The organism is Paenibacillus lacisediminis (genome assembly GCF_046567315.2).
Window position 1 is genome coordinate 16,209 of record NZ_JBKIAX020000008.1, and the last position, 14,900, is coordinate 31,108.

Annotated in this window: 11 protein-coding genes and 1 pseudogene; 9 read left to right on the top strand and 3 right to left on the bottom strand. The window is 56.9% G+C overall.

Annotated features, from left to right (window positions below; translation table 11 throughout):
- The first annotated feature begins 398 nt into the window (after positions 1–398).
- Both ACLD72_RS16615 and ACLD72_RS16620 read left to right on the top strand, forming a co-directional pair.
- The gene (locus ACLD72_RS16615; RefSeq protein WP_411002535.1) at positions 399–1,070 is read left to right on the top strand and encodes an NAD(P)-dependent oxidoreductase; all 672 of its coding nucleotides are present in this window, start codon (positions 399–401) and stop codon (positions 1,068–1,070) included.
- 212 nt (positions 1,071–1,282) lie between these two features.
- The gene (locus ACLD72_RS16620; RefSeq protein WP_458476011.1) at positions 1,283–3,145 is read left to right on the top strand and encodes an NAD(P)H-hydrate dehydratase; all 1,863 of its coding nucleotides are present in this window, start codon (positions 1,283–1,285) and stop codon (positions 3,143–3,145) included.
- A gap of 514 nt (positions 3,146–3,659) precedes the next feature.
- Here the strand turns inward: ACLD72_RS16620 and ACLD72_RS16625 are convergent.
- Entirely contained in the window at positions 3,660–4,559 is a 900-nt protein-coding gene (locus tag ACLD72_RS16625) for an SDR family oxidoreductase (RefSeq protein ID WP_411002538.1), read from the bottom strand.
- A gap of 364 nt (positions 4,560–4,923) precedes the next feature.
- On the opposite strand from ACLD72_RS16625, the gene ssuE reads away from it, so the two are divergent.
- The 6 genes and pseudogenes from ssuE to ACLD72_RS16655 form a co-directional block, all read left to right on the top strand.
- On the top strand, positions 4,924–5,469 hold the full coding sequence (gene ssuE / locus ACLD72_RS16630; RefSeq protein ID WP_411002539.1) for an NADPH-dependent FMN reductase: 546 nt from the start codon (positions 4,924–4,926) through the stop codon (positions 5,467–5,469).
- 229 nt (positions 5,470–5,698) lie between these two features.
- Entirely contained in the window at positions 5,699–7,138 is a 1,440-nt protein-coding gene (locus tag ACLD72_RS16635; protein WP_411002540.1) for a 6-phospho-beta-glucosidase, read from the top strand.
- Positions 7,139–7,335: 197 nt separating this feature from the next.
- Positions 7,336–8,166 (top strand): BglG family transcription antiterminator LicT, encoded by an 831-nt coding sequence (gene licT, locus ACLD72_RS16640; protein WP_411002541.1) that lies wholly within the window; start codon positions 7,336–7,338, stop codon positions 8,164–8,166.
- A 212-nt stretch (positions 8,167–8,378) separates the two neighbouring features.
- Positions 8,379–10,271, top strand: a complete 1,893-nt coding sequence (locus ACLD72_RS16645; RefSeq protein WP_411002542.1) for a beta-glucoside-specific PTS transporter subunit IIABC — start codon at positions 8,379–8,381, stop codon at positions 10,269–10,271.
- A 378-nt stretch (positions 10,272–10,649) separates the two neighbouring features.
- Entirely contained in the window at positions 10,650–11,252 is a 603-nt protein-coding gene (locus ACLD72_RS16650) for an AAA family ATPase (RefSeq protein ID WP_411002544.1), read from the top strand.
- Between the two features lie 161 nt (positions 11,253–11,413).
- Positions 11,414–11,839: pseudogene (locus ACLD72_RS16655) on the top strand (AAA family ATPase); the annotation flags it as partial.
- A 332-nt stretch (positions 11,840–12,171) separates the two neighbouring features.
- Here the strand turns inward: ACLD72_RS16655 and ACLD72_RS16660 are convergent.
- Together ACLD72_RS16660 and ACLD72_RS16665 are read right to left on the bottom strand one after the other, a co-directional pair.
- Positions 12,172–13,350: an acyl-CoA dehydrogenase family protein gene (locus ACLD72_RS16660; RefSeq protein WP_411002545.1), complete on the bottom strand. Its 1,179-nt coding sequence runs from the start codon at positions 13,348–13,350 to the stop codon at positions 12,172–12,174.
- A 26-nt stretch (positions 13,351–13,376) separates the two neighbouring features.
- Positions 13,377–13,679: a putative quinol monooxygenase gene (locus ACLD72_RS16665; RefSeq protein WP_251593209.1), complete on the bottom strand. Its 303-nt coding sequence runs from the start codon at positions 13,677–13,679 to the stop codon at positions 13,377–13,379.
- Positions 13,680–13,897: 218 nt separating this feature from the next.
- Here ACLD72_RS16665 and ACLD72_RS16670 point away from each other — a divergent pair, with 218 nt between their 5' ends.
- Positions 13,898–14,785, top strand: coding sequence for a TIGR01777 family oxidoreductase (locus tag ACLD72_RS16670; RefSeq protein ID WP_411002546.1), 888 nt, complete (start codon positions 13,898–13,900; stop codon positions 14,783–14,785).
- The last annotated feature ends 115 nt before the right edge of the window (positions 14,786–14,900 follow it).

Consider the following 14,900-nt stretch of genomic DNA (forward strand, 5'->3'; position numbering starts at 1 on the left):
GGTCGCTGGTGTCCGTTAGAACAACGTCCACTGGATGTAGACTAGAATGGAAACTTGATGACCAATACAGTGGCTTGATTGGATAATTCCAATAGATGAGGCTTAGCAAGGCGCAAAACGAGCAATTCGAGCGAAATCTATTGGATTTTTCCAATGAGCGATCCGTGGAAAAGGGAGTTTCAACAAATTGTATTGGAAATATCCAGTGTGGCTCCATAATAGACTCTCTAAAAGCAAATCCACTTTATTGGACACTATACAGCAGGAAGCGGTCGGGGAACCACAAATCTTGGCGGTATCGGGGCAGGCGGTGTTTTGAACTGCCTTTTTGGGATGATTATAATAAGAGCAGCCGATTAGGGTTGACGACAAGCGTAGAGAGGACGGAATAGATACCAATGAACATCGCATTGTTTGGAGCCAGTGGAACGATTGGAAAAAGTATTTTGGCCGAAGCGCTGCGGCGCGGCCATGACGTGACGGCGGTGGTGCGCGATCCGTCGCGGCTTGCCGAAGCGGACCTGCAGGAAACGGGGGCGGGAGCGGCGAAAGGCAAACATGGAACGCTGCGCGTGATCGAAGGGGATATTTTGATGCCTGATTCCATTGCCAAGGCGGCGGAGGGGCAGGATGTTGTCATCAGCGCTTATGGGCCGCGCTTTGGGGATGAGGACGAGATGCAGGAGGCGACGCGCTGCCTGATCGAAGGGACAAGACGCGGCGGCGCCCGCAGGCTGATCGCCGTGGGAGGCGCGGGAAGCCTTGAGGTAACGCCGGGCGTCCGGCTGATGGATACGCCGGAGTTTCCGGAGGAGATTCGTCCGCTGGCCCGGGCGCACAACGAGGCGCTGGCGTTGTATCAAGCCTCTGACCTGGACTGGACGGTAATTTGTCCGCCTGCAGTCATTGAACCCGGCATACGGACGGGGCAGTTCCGGATAGGTTTGGATCGTTTGATCACGGATGAACGGGACCAAAGCCGGATCACCGTCGAAGATTATGCGGTGGCGCTGCTGGACGAGGTCGAAGATCCGCAATTCCCGGGCGCACGGTTTACCGTTGCTTATTAAGAGAGGAACTAGTTAAAGCTTTTTAGCGCGGTATGGAGATCGGACTGTATGGTTAGGTGTAAGCGTGGATTGGTGAAGAGAAGACGAATTGGGAGAAGTTTGTACATAACGGCAAAGTCGGTAAGGCATGTCAGCGATTTGTAGTAATATCGGAGAAGGTAGCCGGTTCCGGTGTTAACGAAATGACGTTGGATAGGAAGGGAGGAGCAGGAATGAGATTTGTGACATCGGAGCAAATGCGGGAGATTGACCGGCATGCGATTGTACAGATGGGGATTCCAGCGGTCGCATTAATGGAAAACGCCGGACGGGCGATCGCCGAAGAGGTGCTGGCCTTTTGCCGGAAGCGCCGGCAACAGCTCGGTGAATGGCCCGCACGGAGAGGGGAAAAGGCTGCTGAACGAATTTGCGATGACGGCTGGGATGTTTGCGAGAACAAGCCCTTGCAGGCATTTGGTACGGACGTCCACGAGAGTGGGGCCAGACAGGGAGACGGAGATTACGCTCGCGTTCATCGGCTTGGACGGGCTGGGGGATCGGATGTCCACATGTGCGGGTCCTTACAGGCAGACGGACGGCATGGACGAAGCGTGTTTGAGGGCCGTGAGCCGTCTTTTGGGCTGGTTTCCCCTAACGCCGGGGGGTTCGGCGAACTGGGCGCGACGGGCGGGTATCCGGAGCATTGGCTGATCCTGGTCGGCAAAGGGAACAACGGCGGCGACGGCCTGGTGTGCGCCCGGCATTTGGCCGAAGCGGGCGTAACGGTAAGCCTGCTGTACGCCGAGGCGCCGGAAAAGCTCGGCGGCGAAGCGGCGCTGCAGCAGCGCATTGCGGAAGCGCTGGGGCTTGCGGGCGCGGCGTACGCTCCCGGTGCCGTGGCGGCGGCCCGATCCCGGGGCGTAACCGGGATCGTTGATGCGCTGCTCGGCACGGGCGCCAAAGGCGCGCCGCGCGGCGTTTACGCCTCCCTGATCCGGGAGGCGAACGAAAGCGGGCTGCCGATCGTTGCAGCCGACATCCCCAGCGGGTTGGACGCCGATACGGGCGAAACGTACGACCCGTGCATCCGGGCCCGGATTACGGTGTGCCTCGCCTTTTTGAAGGCGGGGTTGACCCAGTATCCGGGGGCGAAGGCAGCGGGGGATGTGATCGTCCGCTATATCGGCATCCCCCGGGAGCTGCCGCAGGGCATGGCGGCAGCAGGGGTTGTCCTCACCGGGGAGACGCTGCGCGGCGAGCTCGGTGTGGATCCGGGCCTGCGGCGCGAAGCCTACGGCCATAAGGGCACGTACGGGCACGTGCTGCTCGCTGCGGGCAGCCTGCCGCTGAGCGGCGCCGGCCTGCTCGCCGCCAAAGCCGCGCTCCGCGCCGGCTGCGGGCTGGCCACGTGGGCGCTGCCGGCGGCGCTGCTGCCGCATGTGCTCGGGGCCGTGCCCGAGCTGATGCTGGCGCCGGCCGCCAGCGGCGACGCCGGCGCCTGGAACGAAGCCGCAGCAGACGAAGTGCTGCGGCTGCTGGCGGCGCGCGACGTGCTCGCCGTCGGCCCGGGGCTGGGGCGCTTCCCGGGCGAGGACGCCTTCCTGCGCGCCTTATGGGAGGGCGCTCCGCGTCCCCTGGTGGTGGACGCGGACGCCCTCAACATCCTCGCCGCAGCCGGCGGCCTCGCGGCGTGGAAGCGCCGGGACGCGGCGACGATCCTGACGCCGCATCCCGGCGAAATGGCCCGGCTGGCCGGGCTGCCGACGGCCGAGGTGCAGCGGGACCGCATCGGCCTGGCGCGCCGCTTCGCCGAGCAGCACGGCGTCACGCTCGTGCTGAAGGGCGCGCGCACCGTCGTGGCGGCCCCGGACGGCCGCGTTTTCGTCAACCTCACCGGGCACCCCGGCATGGCAACCGGGGGATCGGGGGACGTGTTGACGGGCATTATCGCCGGGCTGCTGGCCCAAGGCCTGGACGCCGTTCAGGCAGCGGCGCTTGGCGTGTACCTGCACGGCCTCGCCGGCGAACGCGCCGCGGCCGCCAGGCCCGGGTCTCCCGCTTCTTTGCTGGCCGGGGACATCATCGAAGCGCTGTAAGCGGCTTGGCCGCCCGGCTCTTGGCCCTGGTCCCTTCGGGAATTCACCCGGATATGGCGATAAATACCACGGTAATTGCACAGCCCGGCCATGGCGATGCAAAGTCACGGCATCGCCCAACCGGGATAGAGGAAGTAGAATTGCCGCGGCATCTCCTACCCCGGACACAGCGAAAGAAAGTCCATGGCAGCGCCTACCCGGACACAGCGAAAGGAAGTCACGGCAGGTAGCCCACCCCGAATATATAGCGGTAAAAAACGTCGCTATTTCTGACTTTTTACTGGACTGGCGCAAGATAAGGGACTTTTATGGCGTTATTTACCCGGTGAAGGCGGGAAAAGTTAATTTTCTCCGGGAGCGGAGATAGATAAGCACATAAAATACCGCTATTTTGAGCGGATAGTTAAATTCCGGAAATTAGCGCCATAAAATGCCGCTATTTCTGGCAGAACCGTGAGAATGCCAACTTTAAGGTTAAGGACGCCCCCGGAGGGCGCCCCCAACGTCCCTTTTTCTAGGCCGTTACCATGTCGCCGCCGTTGACGTGTACGGTTTCACCGGTGACGTAAGAGGAGTCGTCGCTGGCCAGGTACACGTAGGCGGGAGCCAGTTCGTACGGCTGGCCGGCACGGCGGATCGGGGTGTCCGTTCCGAACGTCGCGACCTCCTCGGCGGAGAAGCTGGAGACGATAAGCGGCGTCCAAATGGGGCCGGGGGCGACGGCGTTGACGCGGATGCCGCAATCGATCAGGGAAAGGGCCAGGGAACGGGTGAACGAAACGACCGCTCCTTTGGTGGCGGAGTAATCGATCAGCGTTTTGTGCCCTTTGTAAGCGACGATGGAAGCGGTATTGATGATCGAGCAGCCGCGCCGGAGGTGGGGCAGGGCGGCTTGCACGAGGAAAAAGTACGGGAAAATGTTCGTTTGAAACGTCTGATACAGCTGCTCTTCAGAGATGTCGGCGATACTGCGCTGCGGGTACTGAACACCGTGGTTGTTGACCAGGACATCGAGCCGCCCGAAGTGGCGCATCGTCTCGTGGATGACCCGCTCGCAGTTCGCTTTGCGGCGCAGATCGATTTCGATGAGCAGGCAGCGCCGCCCCAGCGCTTCAATTCTTCTTTTCGTTTCCTCCGCATCGGAGGTTTCCCATAAGTAAGGGATGACCAGGTCCGCCTCTTCCTTGGCAAACGCCACTGCCACGGCGCGTCCGATGCCGCTGTCGCCGCCGGTCACGACGGCCACTTTTCCCCGCAATTTGCCGCTGCCGCGGTATTCGGGATTGTCGAAAATCGGCCGCGGATGCATTAAGCTTTCCAGACCGGGCTGCTTTGCCTGATGCTGCGGCGGAAAAGCGATGGGCTGCTCCTCGCAGACCGTTTTTTTGCCGATATACGGATACACGGGATTCATGATTACGAACAGGCCCCTTCCTGAAAACGGTAATTTTGCTTCATCGTATGCAACCGCCTATGGGGATGTGCCCAGACGCCGCCCGAAGCGCCGGAGTAGCTTTCATTGACTTTTACTTAAAATATTGATAGCATCTTTTTAAAACATAGCAGGTTCATCGGAATTTGACAGAATTCTTGGTGTGACGGACCGCCTGTTGCGGCAGTATACATAGTGCAACGGGAACTTGTTGCGACAGTACACTTGTTGCGACAGTACACTTGTTGCGACAGTACACTTGTTGCGACAGTACACTTGGTGCGGCAGAACACATAGTGCGACAGGCTGTATGGCCTGACGGCGGTACATAAAGGAGAGATCCAACATGGCAAAAGTTACGATTATTAACGGTAGTCCGACGCCGGGGTCCCGGCTGGTGGCCGTCCTTTCTCTGACAGAGGAGCTGCTGGGCAAGGAAGGGTTTGAGGTGCGGCATTTGAATGTCGGCGAGCTGCCGCCGGAAGATTTGATCCATACCAAATTTGAAAGCGCGGCGATCGTCAAAGCCAATGCGATGGTGGCCGAGGCGGATGCCGTGATCGTGGCCAGCCCGGTATACCAGGCCTCATACACGGGTGTGCTCAAAACCTTTCTCGACCTGATCCCGCAAAAGGGCCTGGCTGGCAAAGTCGTATTGCCGCTGTTCATCGGAGGCAGCCTGGCTCACCTGCTGACGATCGATTACGCTTTAAAGCCGGTATTGTCCGTGTTGGGCGCACGTTATATTCTGGGCGGCGTGTATACGGTCGACTCGCAAGTGGTCCGCAAGGAAGAGGGCGGCTTCGAAATTGCCGAGGAGCTAAAGATCCGGCTGGAGGAGAACGTGAAAGAACTGGTGCGGGAAACGAAGCTGCGCCAGCAGTCAACTTGACCTTCCGGTTCATGACACGTGGCCGCGTATCCGGCTTTCTTTGGTTGACATCCTCCCCAAATGATTGTTAAAGTTGTAGCATAATCAATCAAAAATGACACGGGGATGTTACCGCTCGGGCATAACCTGAACGCTCCAGTACGCACCGATCGTGCGGCCGGGGTTGTTCGGGTTTTTTTGTTACGAAGGGTTCGTCCTACAACGCCAGCAACAAGAAAGGAGCATGAACATGACCGGTTTTAGATTCCCGGAAAACTTTTTATGGGGCGGGGCGATTGCCGCAAACCAGGCCGAAGGTGCTTATCTGGAGGGCGGTAAGGGCCTCACCCTGGTGGATTTACTGCCGACGGGGGAGCAAAGAAGAAGCATCATGAAAGGCAACGTTCCGTCGTTTAAGCCGCTGGACGGCGAATTTTATCCGTCCCACGAAGCGATCGATTTTTACCATCGTTACAAAGAAGACATTGCCCTGTTCGCGGAGATGGGCTTTAAGGCGCTGCGCGTCTCGATTTCCTGGGCGCGTATTTTTCCCGCCGGGGAAGACGCCGCTCCAAACGAGGCCGGTCTGAAATTTTACGATGACCTGTTCGACGAACTGCTGAGAAACGGCATTCAGCCTGTCGTCACCCTGGCCCATTTCGATGTGCCGGTGGCCCTGATCGAGAAATACGGCAGCTGGAGAAACCGTAAAATGATCGAGCTGTTCGAAAGATATTCCAAGACCGTGCTGGAACGTTATAAGGACAAAGTGAAGTACTGGATGACCTTTAACGAGATCAATATGCTGCTGCATCTGCCGTTTCTGGGCGCGGGCCTGGTATTTAAGGAAGGCGACAATGTCAAGCAAATTCAATATCAGGCGGCGCACCACCAATTGGTTGCCAGCGCGCTGGCGGTTAAAGCCTGCCATGAATTGATTCCGGACGCCAAAATCGGCTGCATGCTCGCGGCCGGCAGCTTCTATCCGTATACCTGCAACCCGGATGATGTGTATCAGGGCATGGAAAAAGACCGCGAGTCCTACTTCTTCATCGACGTGCAATCACGTGGTGAGTACCCGGGGTACGCCAAGCGCTTTTTCCGCGATCACGGGCTGACCATCGAGATGGAGCCGGGCGATGCGGAGATTCTGAAGGAGCATACGGTCGATTACATCGGCTTCAGCTACTACTCCAGCCGCACGACAAGCACGGATCCCGAAGTGAACAAAAAAATGACGAGCGGCAATGTGTTCGGCTCCGTCGCCAACCCTTATCTGGACAAATCCGAGTGGGGCTGGACCATCGATCCGCTCGGCCTGCGCATTACGGCCAACCAATTGCACGACCGTTACCAGAAGCCGCTGTTCGTGGTGGAAAACGGGCTTGGTGCGCATGACGAGGTCACTCCGGAAGGAGAAGTGAACGACGACTACCGGATCGACTACCTGAAGCGCCATCTGGCCGAGCTGGGCGAAGCGATCCAGGACGGGTGCGAAATCCTCGGCTATACGTGCTGGGGGCCGATCGACATCGTCAGCGCCTCCTCCGGCGAAATGAGAAAACGTTACGGCTACATCTACGTGGACCGGGACAATGAGGGCAAGGGCACGCTGAAACGGATCAAAAAGAAAAGCTTCGGCTGGTACAAAAATGTCATCCAATCAAACGGCGAAAACCTCGGCGAGTAATCGCACCGGCTTGATGAACATGGAAAATCGGAGGTCCCGGATAACCGGGGCTTCCCTCTTTGTTCTGTAAGCGTTGACAATTCTTGGTCCGGGATTCATTTTGCCGTGCCGGGTTTTTTCTGTTTGTACCGGAGAAAATGATATAACGAGAAGGCAGGGAGCCGGCTCAGGCCGGTTATAAAGGACGGGGGGGTCATATGAACATAGCCAAGGTCATTAACAACAATGTCATCAGCGTGCTTCAGGAGGACGGCGCGGAGCTGGTGGTCATGGGCAGGGGGATCGCTTTTAAAAAGAAGCCCGGCGATAAGGTGGACGAAAGCCGGATCGAAAAGGTGTTCGCGCTCAAAAACAAGCAGACCTCCGATAATTTCAAGATGCTGCTGCGCGAGGTGCCGATCGAGCTGATCGTCATCGTCGAGGAGATTATCGATTATGCCAAGAAGAACCTCCCCAAGAAGCTGAACGAAAATATCTACGTTTCTTTGACCGACCACGTCAACTTTGCGGTGGAGCGGCAACAGCAGGGACTGGAGATCAAAAATGCCCTGCTATGGGAGATCAAACAGCTGTACAAGGAAGAATTCCGCATTGGCTTGAAGACGCTGGAACGGATCAAACATAAGCTGGGCATCGACCTTCCGGAGGACGAAGCGGCCTTTATCGCCATCCATATCGTCAATGCCGAGATGAACGAGGAAGTCGGCACCACCATGGACATCACCAAGTTCATGCAGCAGATCATCAATATCGTCAAATATCATTTTGGAACGGAATTTGAAGAGGATTCGCTGAGCTATTTGCGGTTCATAACGCATCTGAAATTTTTTGCCCAGCGGGTGCTCAAGGGGACGCACTACAAGGAGAACTATGACAACCTGTTCGATTTGATCAAGGAGAAGCATAGGGAAGCCGCGTTATGCGCCGAGAAAATCAAAATGTTCGTGGAAAAAGAGTACAATCACAAATTAACCAACGAGGAAATGCTTTATTTGACAGTGCATATCGAACGGGTTGTAAACCGCTAATAAAGCGTTGACAAAGAGAAGAAAGCGGTATATTATAGAGCCATCAAAACCAAATCAGCATCTTAATGGGATTGTTACTGGTGATGCAGGCAAAACCTAAGTCGTGAAAAATAGCGAGACATTGCGGTCTACTATTTTTCAAGGCTTAGGTTTTTTATTTGCCAAAAAACACTAAATTATTGCTTTTATTCAAAATGGTGGGGGTGCACAGCATGAGTTACGAGAATTTAGCTAAAGAAATTGTTCAGGGCGTAGGCGGCGAAAAAAATGTCGTTTCGCTCGTCCACTGTGCGACGAGACTGCGGTTTACCCTGAAGGACACATCCAAGGCGGACAAAGCCAAGCTGGAGAAGACCGACGGGATCATCACGGTCAAGGAAAGCGGCGGGCAGTTCCAGGTGGTCATCGGAAACACGGTGCCGGAGGTTTATAACGCCATCGGCCGGGTTTCCAACATTTTGAGCGACGCCAAGCCCGAGGAGACAACGAAGGGCGGCAAAAAAGGCTTTGGAGCCGTGATCGATGTCATTTCCAGCATCTTCGCTCCACTGCTTGGGGTCATGGCGGGAGCCGGTATTCTCAAAGGGCTGCTGCTGATTGCCAGCAATTTCGGCTGGCTGCATACGACGGATACGACCTACATCATCTTGTATGCGGCGGCGGACAGCCTGTTCTATTTCCTGCCGGCGATGTTGGCGGTGACAACTGCCCGAAAGTTCGGCGGCAATATGTTTACGGCCTTGGCGATTGCCGGAGCGCTGCTCTATCCGACGATCATCCAGTTGAAAACAGAGGGAACGGAGACACACTTCTTCGGCATCCCGGTGATCATGATGAGTTATTCGTCGACCGTGATTCCGATTATTTTGTCGGTTATCGTGATGAGCAAGCTGGAAAAGTTCTGCAATCGCGTGATTCATGAGAGCATCAAAAACTTCGTGACACCGCTGATTTCGCTTGCGGTTATGGTTCCGCTGACTTTGATCGTATTCGGACCGTTTGGCGTGTATGTCGGCAACGCCATCGCGAGCGGCCTGCTGGCCGCCTTCGCGTTCAGCCCGCTGATCGCCGGCGCCATTCTGGGCGCGTCCTGGCAGTTGCTCGTTATTTTCGGCGTTCACTGGGGCCTGATCCCGGTATTCATCAACAACATCGCGGTTTACGGCAAAGACGGCATCAAGCCGGCGGCTACCGCTTCGGTCTTCGCTCAGACGGGCGCGGCGCTCGGAGTTATGCTGCGAACGAAAAACAAAAAGCTGAAAGCACTGGCCGGTTCCGCTACACTCTCCGCCCTGTTCGGCATTACCGAACCGGCGGTGTACGGGGTAACCCTGCCGCTGAAACGTCCGTTTATCGCGGGGGTGATCGGTGGCGCCGTTGGCGGTGCGATCATCGGCCAAGCCGGTACCCAGGCATTTGCTTCCGGCGCTCCCGGCCTGCTGACGCTGCCGATTTTCTACGGCCCTGGCGGTCAAGGCTTCCCGGGGTTGATCATCGGGATTACCACTTCGTTCCTGCTGTCCGCGGTATTGGCTTACGTGCTGGGCTTCAAAGACCCGGTTGAAGAAGAAGCCAAAACCGGTGCTTCGGCCGAACCGGCCCGGGATCAGGAACAAGGCGCCGCTTCCGATAAACCCAGCGACTTGGCGCTCAGCCCGTTAAGCGGTAAGGTGGTTCCGCTGTCGGAGGTGCCTGATCCGGCCTTCGCCGCAGGGGCGATGGGCAAAGGCGTGGCCATCGAGCCGGCCGCAGGCCGGGTCGTTGCTCCGTTCGACGGAACCGTCACTGTGGCGTTCAAGAAAAAGCACGCCTTGGCGGTCGTGTCGGATAACGGCGCGGAAATTCTGGTCCATGTCGGGATCGATACGGTCAAGCTGGACGGCGAACACTTCACTTCATATATCAAAGAAGGCGATCGTGTTGCGGCCGGCCAACTGCTGCTGGAATTCGACGTGAACAAGATCCGGGAGGCCGGCTACCCTACGGTTACTCCGGTGATCGTCACCAATACGTTCGATTACACCGATGTGCTTCCGCTCCGGCAGGGAGAGGTTCGCGAAGGGGAAGAACTGCTCCGGATCGTCGGCAACGACGCTGAAGCGTAAGGGAAACCCCGGCAGTTTTTTTCGGGAAAAGCCAAGGATTGCCCCGGTAAATCCGGAAAAAGTCGTGGAATCTCCTCGGTGAATTTCCCCGGTGAATCCGGGAATGGGCCGTGGGATCTCCTCGGTAAAACCGGGAATGGCCGTGGAAAACGTCCCGGTAAAATTTCCGGAAACAACCGGGGCTTCCCCGGCAACAAAAGTAAGGTTCCGCGCTGTTTTGCGCCGGCCCTGTCCGCTGGTGTTTCCCGCGGATGACTCGCGGGCAGAGGGCTGCAAGTCGTCCGTCAGACCCCATACGGCTGCAGGTGTGCCGATTCCAAATTGTATAGTACAATGGGATTAGGCTATAGGCAGATACTTAAGGAGGATCGCTACATCATGCAGAAGTTGGTTTTTTTTGTGGGCGTCGCCGGAACGGGGAAAACGACGGTGGCCCGTAAGCTGGCGTTTCGCATGCCGGCGGCTTTTTTGGACCGCGATACGGTCGGCGGACGATTCGTCGAAAAAATCCTGGAGATGAACGGGCTGGACGTCAACGACCGCGATTCCGATTTTTACAAACATCATCTTCGCGATCTGGAGTATGACACGACCAAGGACATTTGTATCGAAAACTTGGCGGCGGGCCAAAATGTCTTTATGATTTCCCCGTTCACGGCGGAGCTTAAAAATAAAGCTTGGGTTGATGAGGTGCTTCAGGCGGCGGGTTTAAGCAAACGCGAAGTGGACGTCAAGGTCATTGTCGTCACATTGAAGGATATGGAGACGCAAAGGGAAAGGATCATCGAGCGGCAAACCGAGCGCGATACGTGGAAGCTGGAACACTGGGACGACTTCAAGCACCGCGTCCAATTCGTCCCGGAGATCAACTGGGATATCCCGTCCTCATCGATTTTCGTCTTCGACAACAGCGGCGACCTGACGGAGGAAAAGGTCGAAACTTTGTTCCAATTCCTGCAGGGCGTTGGCGTCGGAGCCTAGAGCCTGGAAGATCCCAAGGAACTCATAACATACTAATAGCAACAACGCCTGTCCGGCGGCTTCCGGCCGTTTTTCGGACAGGCATTTTTAGTTGTGGATTACCTATCCCAAATCCAACTAGCGATTTCTGTTGCATTTGGGCGTACGCCGAAGTTCATTGGAAAAGCTATTACAACCTGGCCACGGAAATCGACAACCTTGACCGTGAGCCGGGCGGGCCGCCTCTGATCGCCTCCTATGGCGGGAAGTCGCTGCACATGATGTCGCATGGGGAGTCTTTTTTCGCGGCGTTTATGAACCGTTTCGGGGGCCGTGGCCTCTACATTATGGACGAGCCGGAAGCAGCGCTGTCGCCGTACCGGCAAATGGCGATGCTGTCGCGCATTCACGATCTGGTCCGTTCGTATTCGCAGTTCATTATTTCCATTCACTCGCCAATTTTGATGGCTTACCCCGACAGTGTGATTTACCAGCTGACGGCGGACGGCATCCGTACGGTCAAGCTTGAGGAGACCGACCATTACTTCATCATGAAGGAATTTTTGAACAATAGGGAAGGGATGCTGCGGGAACTGCTCAAGAATTAGGGGCCGGAACTTAAGGCCAAGGGCTAAGCGCGTCCCGGGATTGGTTGCTTGAGGACTAATTAACCCGACTTTCGCAGCGAAGCTATGATTTAGCTCTTGCAGTTGTTCGTTTTTCATGGGGAGGAGGACGGCCTGGTGGGATCAACTGCAAAAGTGCATGCTATTTTTCGCGAATCACCATTTTAGAGCGATTGAAATGCAAAAATACATCTCATTTAGGGCTATCCGATAAAAAAGTAACTTTTGGCCGGAAATGAACTGCACTTTTGCATTTCATGGGATTTGCTCGACATGCAGCTTTTTCCGCGAACAACGCATGGTTGAATCATTTTCTAGCGCTCCTTCCCTTCCAGCTTCCCCTCCAGCGCCTCGCTCACCAGCAAAGCCATGACCGCATCGTCCATCGGCGGGTTGTGAAGGCCGGCGCGGACGTCGCGGTAGTAACGCTCGAGCGGATGGCTTTTCGATAAGCTTGTTCCGCCGACGATGCGCATCGCCAGATCGACGATCCGGATCGCGCCGTTGGTGGCGATCATTTTTGCGAGCCCGAGGTCGGATCGCAGCTTCGGCCGCAGTTCGGGATGGCGGTCCCAACGGTCCGCCGCAGCGTACAGCATCTGCCGGGCCGTCCGCTGCTCCAGCTCCATCAGTCCGATCAACTGGCGGATATTCGGCAATTCGGCGATCGGGCTTTTGATGCTGTTCGGGCGGTAGGAGGCGGCAAAGCGCAGGGCAAATTCCCGCGCGGCCAGGGCAATGCCCATATAGCAGGCCGGAATGTGCAGCAGCCATCCGCCGCCGTCGTCAATCGCAGCGCCGCTGGGCTTCAGCAAATGGTTTTCCGGTACAAAAACATGGTCGAGAATAATGTCATGGCTGCCCGTAGCCCGCATACCGAGGGTGTCCCAGGTTTCCTCGATCGTTACGCCGTCCTTCATCATGACGAGGAACTCTTCGGTTTTACCGGTCGTTTCGCAAAAAGCAGTGACGATGCAGCGGTCGAGTGCGGGCGATAACGTGCTGAAATTTTTCCGCCCGCTCAGCACCCAGCCGCCCTCTGCGGCCACAGCCGTCGTGGCGGGCCGTCCGCCGCGGCTCGGGCTGCCGGTCGCCGGCTCGCTGGCGAACGCGTTGATCATGACGCCTTTTTCCACAGTGTCCCGGCATAGCTTCGCCCATACCGGTTCAGGCCAACTGCGGCTTTCCCGCAAGTTCAGCACCTTGCCGACATGCCAGCCGACCGCCAGCGCCGTGGAGCCGTCCCCCATCGCCAGCCGTTCCTGCAGCTGCACCATTTCATATAAAGAAATACCGTCGCCGCCAAACACCTCGGGTACGGTCAGTTTCATATAGCCAAAATCGCGCAAATCGTCGATGTTCTCATGCGGGAACGTGCCAAGCCGGTCATGCTCCGTGGCCCGCTCCGCAAACTTCACCGCGAGCGCTGCAAGCCTGTGCAGGCGTTCTCGCTCCTGATCGCTGCGAATATACGGATCATGTTGAATATTCATTCGCGTATCGCCCCCTTATTTCGGAGTTATATGCCCTTGCCGCCGACAGGGCGGATTTGGATGGATTCCACACCGGCGATCAGCGGCATGGCCCGCTGGATGGATGCTTTCGTCGCTTCTTGTTCGAGTGAGGCGCCATGAGCTTCCTTGCTGCTCCATACCTCCGTCACCCACACGGTATCCGGTTCCGTATCGGAGACATTGACGATGTACAACTCGCATTCCTGAACCGACTCGGCTCCGGCGGCGGCTTCCAATAAGATAGCGACCAGTTTGTCGCGCTCGCCGGGTTTGGCGGTGAATTTGGCGTACATTCCGTATTTGCTCACGGTAAATCCCCCCGTTATCGTTTTGGTTGTAATTCGGATAGCCTAAATTATCGCTTAAAATTTAATGATTAGCAATGTTTGCCAAAGCAGAACCGATGGGTCCGGCGGACCATTTTGCGGGATTGGCGGCTTTGGGCAAATTCAACTCCGAAACCATGATATAATGACGACAATATATCACGAACTTTGTCCATTTTATTTGCGACAGGAGTGGATTCATGATGCCCAAAGTGGTGCTTGCTGGAGGTACGGGGTTTGTCGGCCGGGCTTTTGAGCGCCGATTTAAGGATATGGGATATGAGATCAGCATGATTTCCAGGCAGTCCTCCCACATTTCCTGGGATGACCGGCCGGGAATGACGCAAGCGCTGGAAGAGGCTGATTTGCTGATCAATCTGGCCGGCAGATCGGTGAACTGCCGTTATACTCCGGAAAACCGCCGGCTGATCCTGGAGTCAAGAACGGAGACCACGCGATTGCTCGGGGAGAGTGTTTTGGCATGCCGCCGTCCTCCGGCGCTGTGGATCAATTCAAGCACGGCGACGATTTACCGGCATGCGGAAGACCGCCCCATGACCGAGGAAGGCGGCGAGATCGGCACGGGATTTTCGGTTGATGTGGCCAAGGCGTGGGAGCAGGCTTTTTTCGCGTTTGACCTTCCGGCCACACGGCGGATTGCGCTCCGCATCGCCATCGTGCTGGATGACGGCGGGGTGATGGGCCCGATGCGCAATCTGGTCCGCTTCGGGCTTGGCGGGCCGCAAGGTTCCGGGCAGCAGCAGTTCAGCTGGATTCATATGGAAGACCTGTTTCGGATCGTGGTGTTCCTGCAGCAGCATCCTGAGCTGGAAGGCGTCTTTAACGCTTCTGCTCCCCATCCGGTCACCAATCGGGAACTGATGGCCAGCTTGCGCCGGGCGATGGGCGTTCCCATCGGGCTGCCCGCACCGCGCTGGATGCTGGAGCTCGGGGCGCGGCTCATCCGCACCGAGACGGAGCTGGTGCTGAAGAGCCGCTGGGTTCTGCCGGAACGGCTGCTGCGGGAAGGATTCACGTTTAGGTACGAAACACTGGATGGGGCACTAAAGGAGATCGTATCGCGATAGCGGTTTTAGTTACGTGCTTGAACGTATTCGCTCGCACTTGGGCGGAACTAACAACGGCTTTAGGGCCGAACTATTTTGGCATGCGGGGTTAAGACTGTGGAAGATATGGCCGTTG

What these genes read in the sequence shown, in the direction of transcription:
- ACLD72_RS16615 (WP_411002535.1), top strand. Translation starts at nt 399, where the DNA reads ATGAACATCGCATTGTTTGGAGCCAGTGGAACGATTGGAAAAAGTATT.
- ACLD72_RS16620 (WP_458476011.1), top strand. Translation starts at nt 1,283, where the DNA reads ATGAGATTTGTGACATCGGAGCAAATGCGGGAGATTGACCGGCATGCG.
- ACLD72_RS16625 (WP_411002538.1), bottom strand. Translation starts at nt 4,559, where the DNA reads ATGAATCCCGTGTATCCGTATATCGGCAAAAAAACGGTCTGCGAGGAG.
- ssuE (WP_411002539.1), top strand. Translation starts at nt 4,924, where the DNA reads ATGGCAAAAGTTACGATTATTAACGGTAGTCCGACGCCGGGGTCCCGG.
- ACLD72_RS16635 (WP_411002540.1), top strand. Translation starts at nt 5,699, where the DNA reads ATGACCGGTTTTAGATTCCCGGAAAACTTTTTATGGGGCGGGGCGATT.
- licT (WP_411002541.1), top strand. Translation starts at nt 7,336, where the DNA reads ATGAACATAGCCAAGGTCATTAACAACAATGTCATCAGCGTGCTTCAG.
- ACLD72_RS16645 (WP_411002542.1), top strand. Translation starts at nt 8,379, where the DNA reads ATGAGTTACGAGAATTTAGCTAAAGAAATTGTTCAGGGCGTAGGCGGC.
- ACLD72_RS16650 (WP_411002544.1), top strand. Translation starts at nt 10,650, where the DNA reads ATGCAGAAGTTGGTTTTTTTTGTGGGCGTCGCCGGAACGGGGAAAACG.
- ACLD72_RS16660 (WP_411002545.1), bottom strand. Translation starts at nt 13,350, where the DNA reads ATGAATATTCAACATGATCCGTATATTCGCAGCGATCAGGAGCGAGAA.
- ACLD72_RS16670 (WP_411002546.1), top strand. Translation starts at nt 13,898, where the DNA reads ATGATGCCCAAAGTGGTGCTTGCTGGAGGTACGGGGTTTGTCGGCCGG.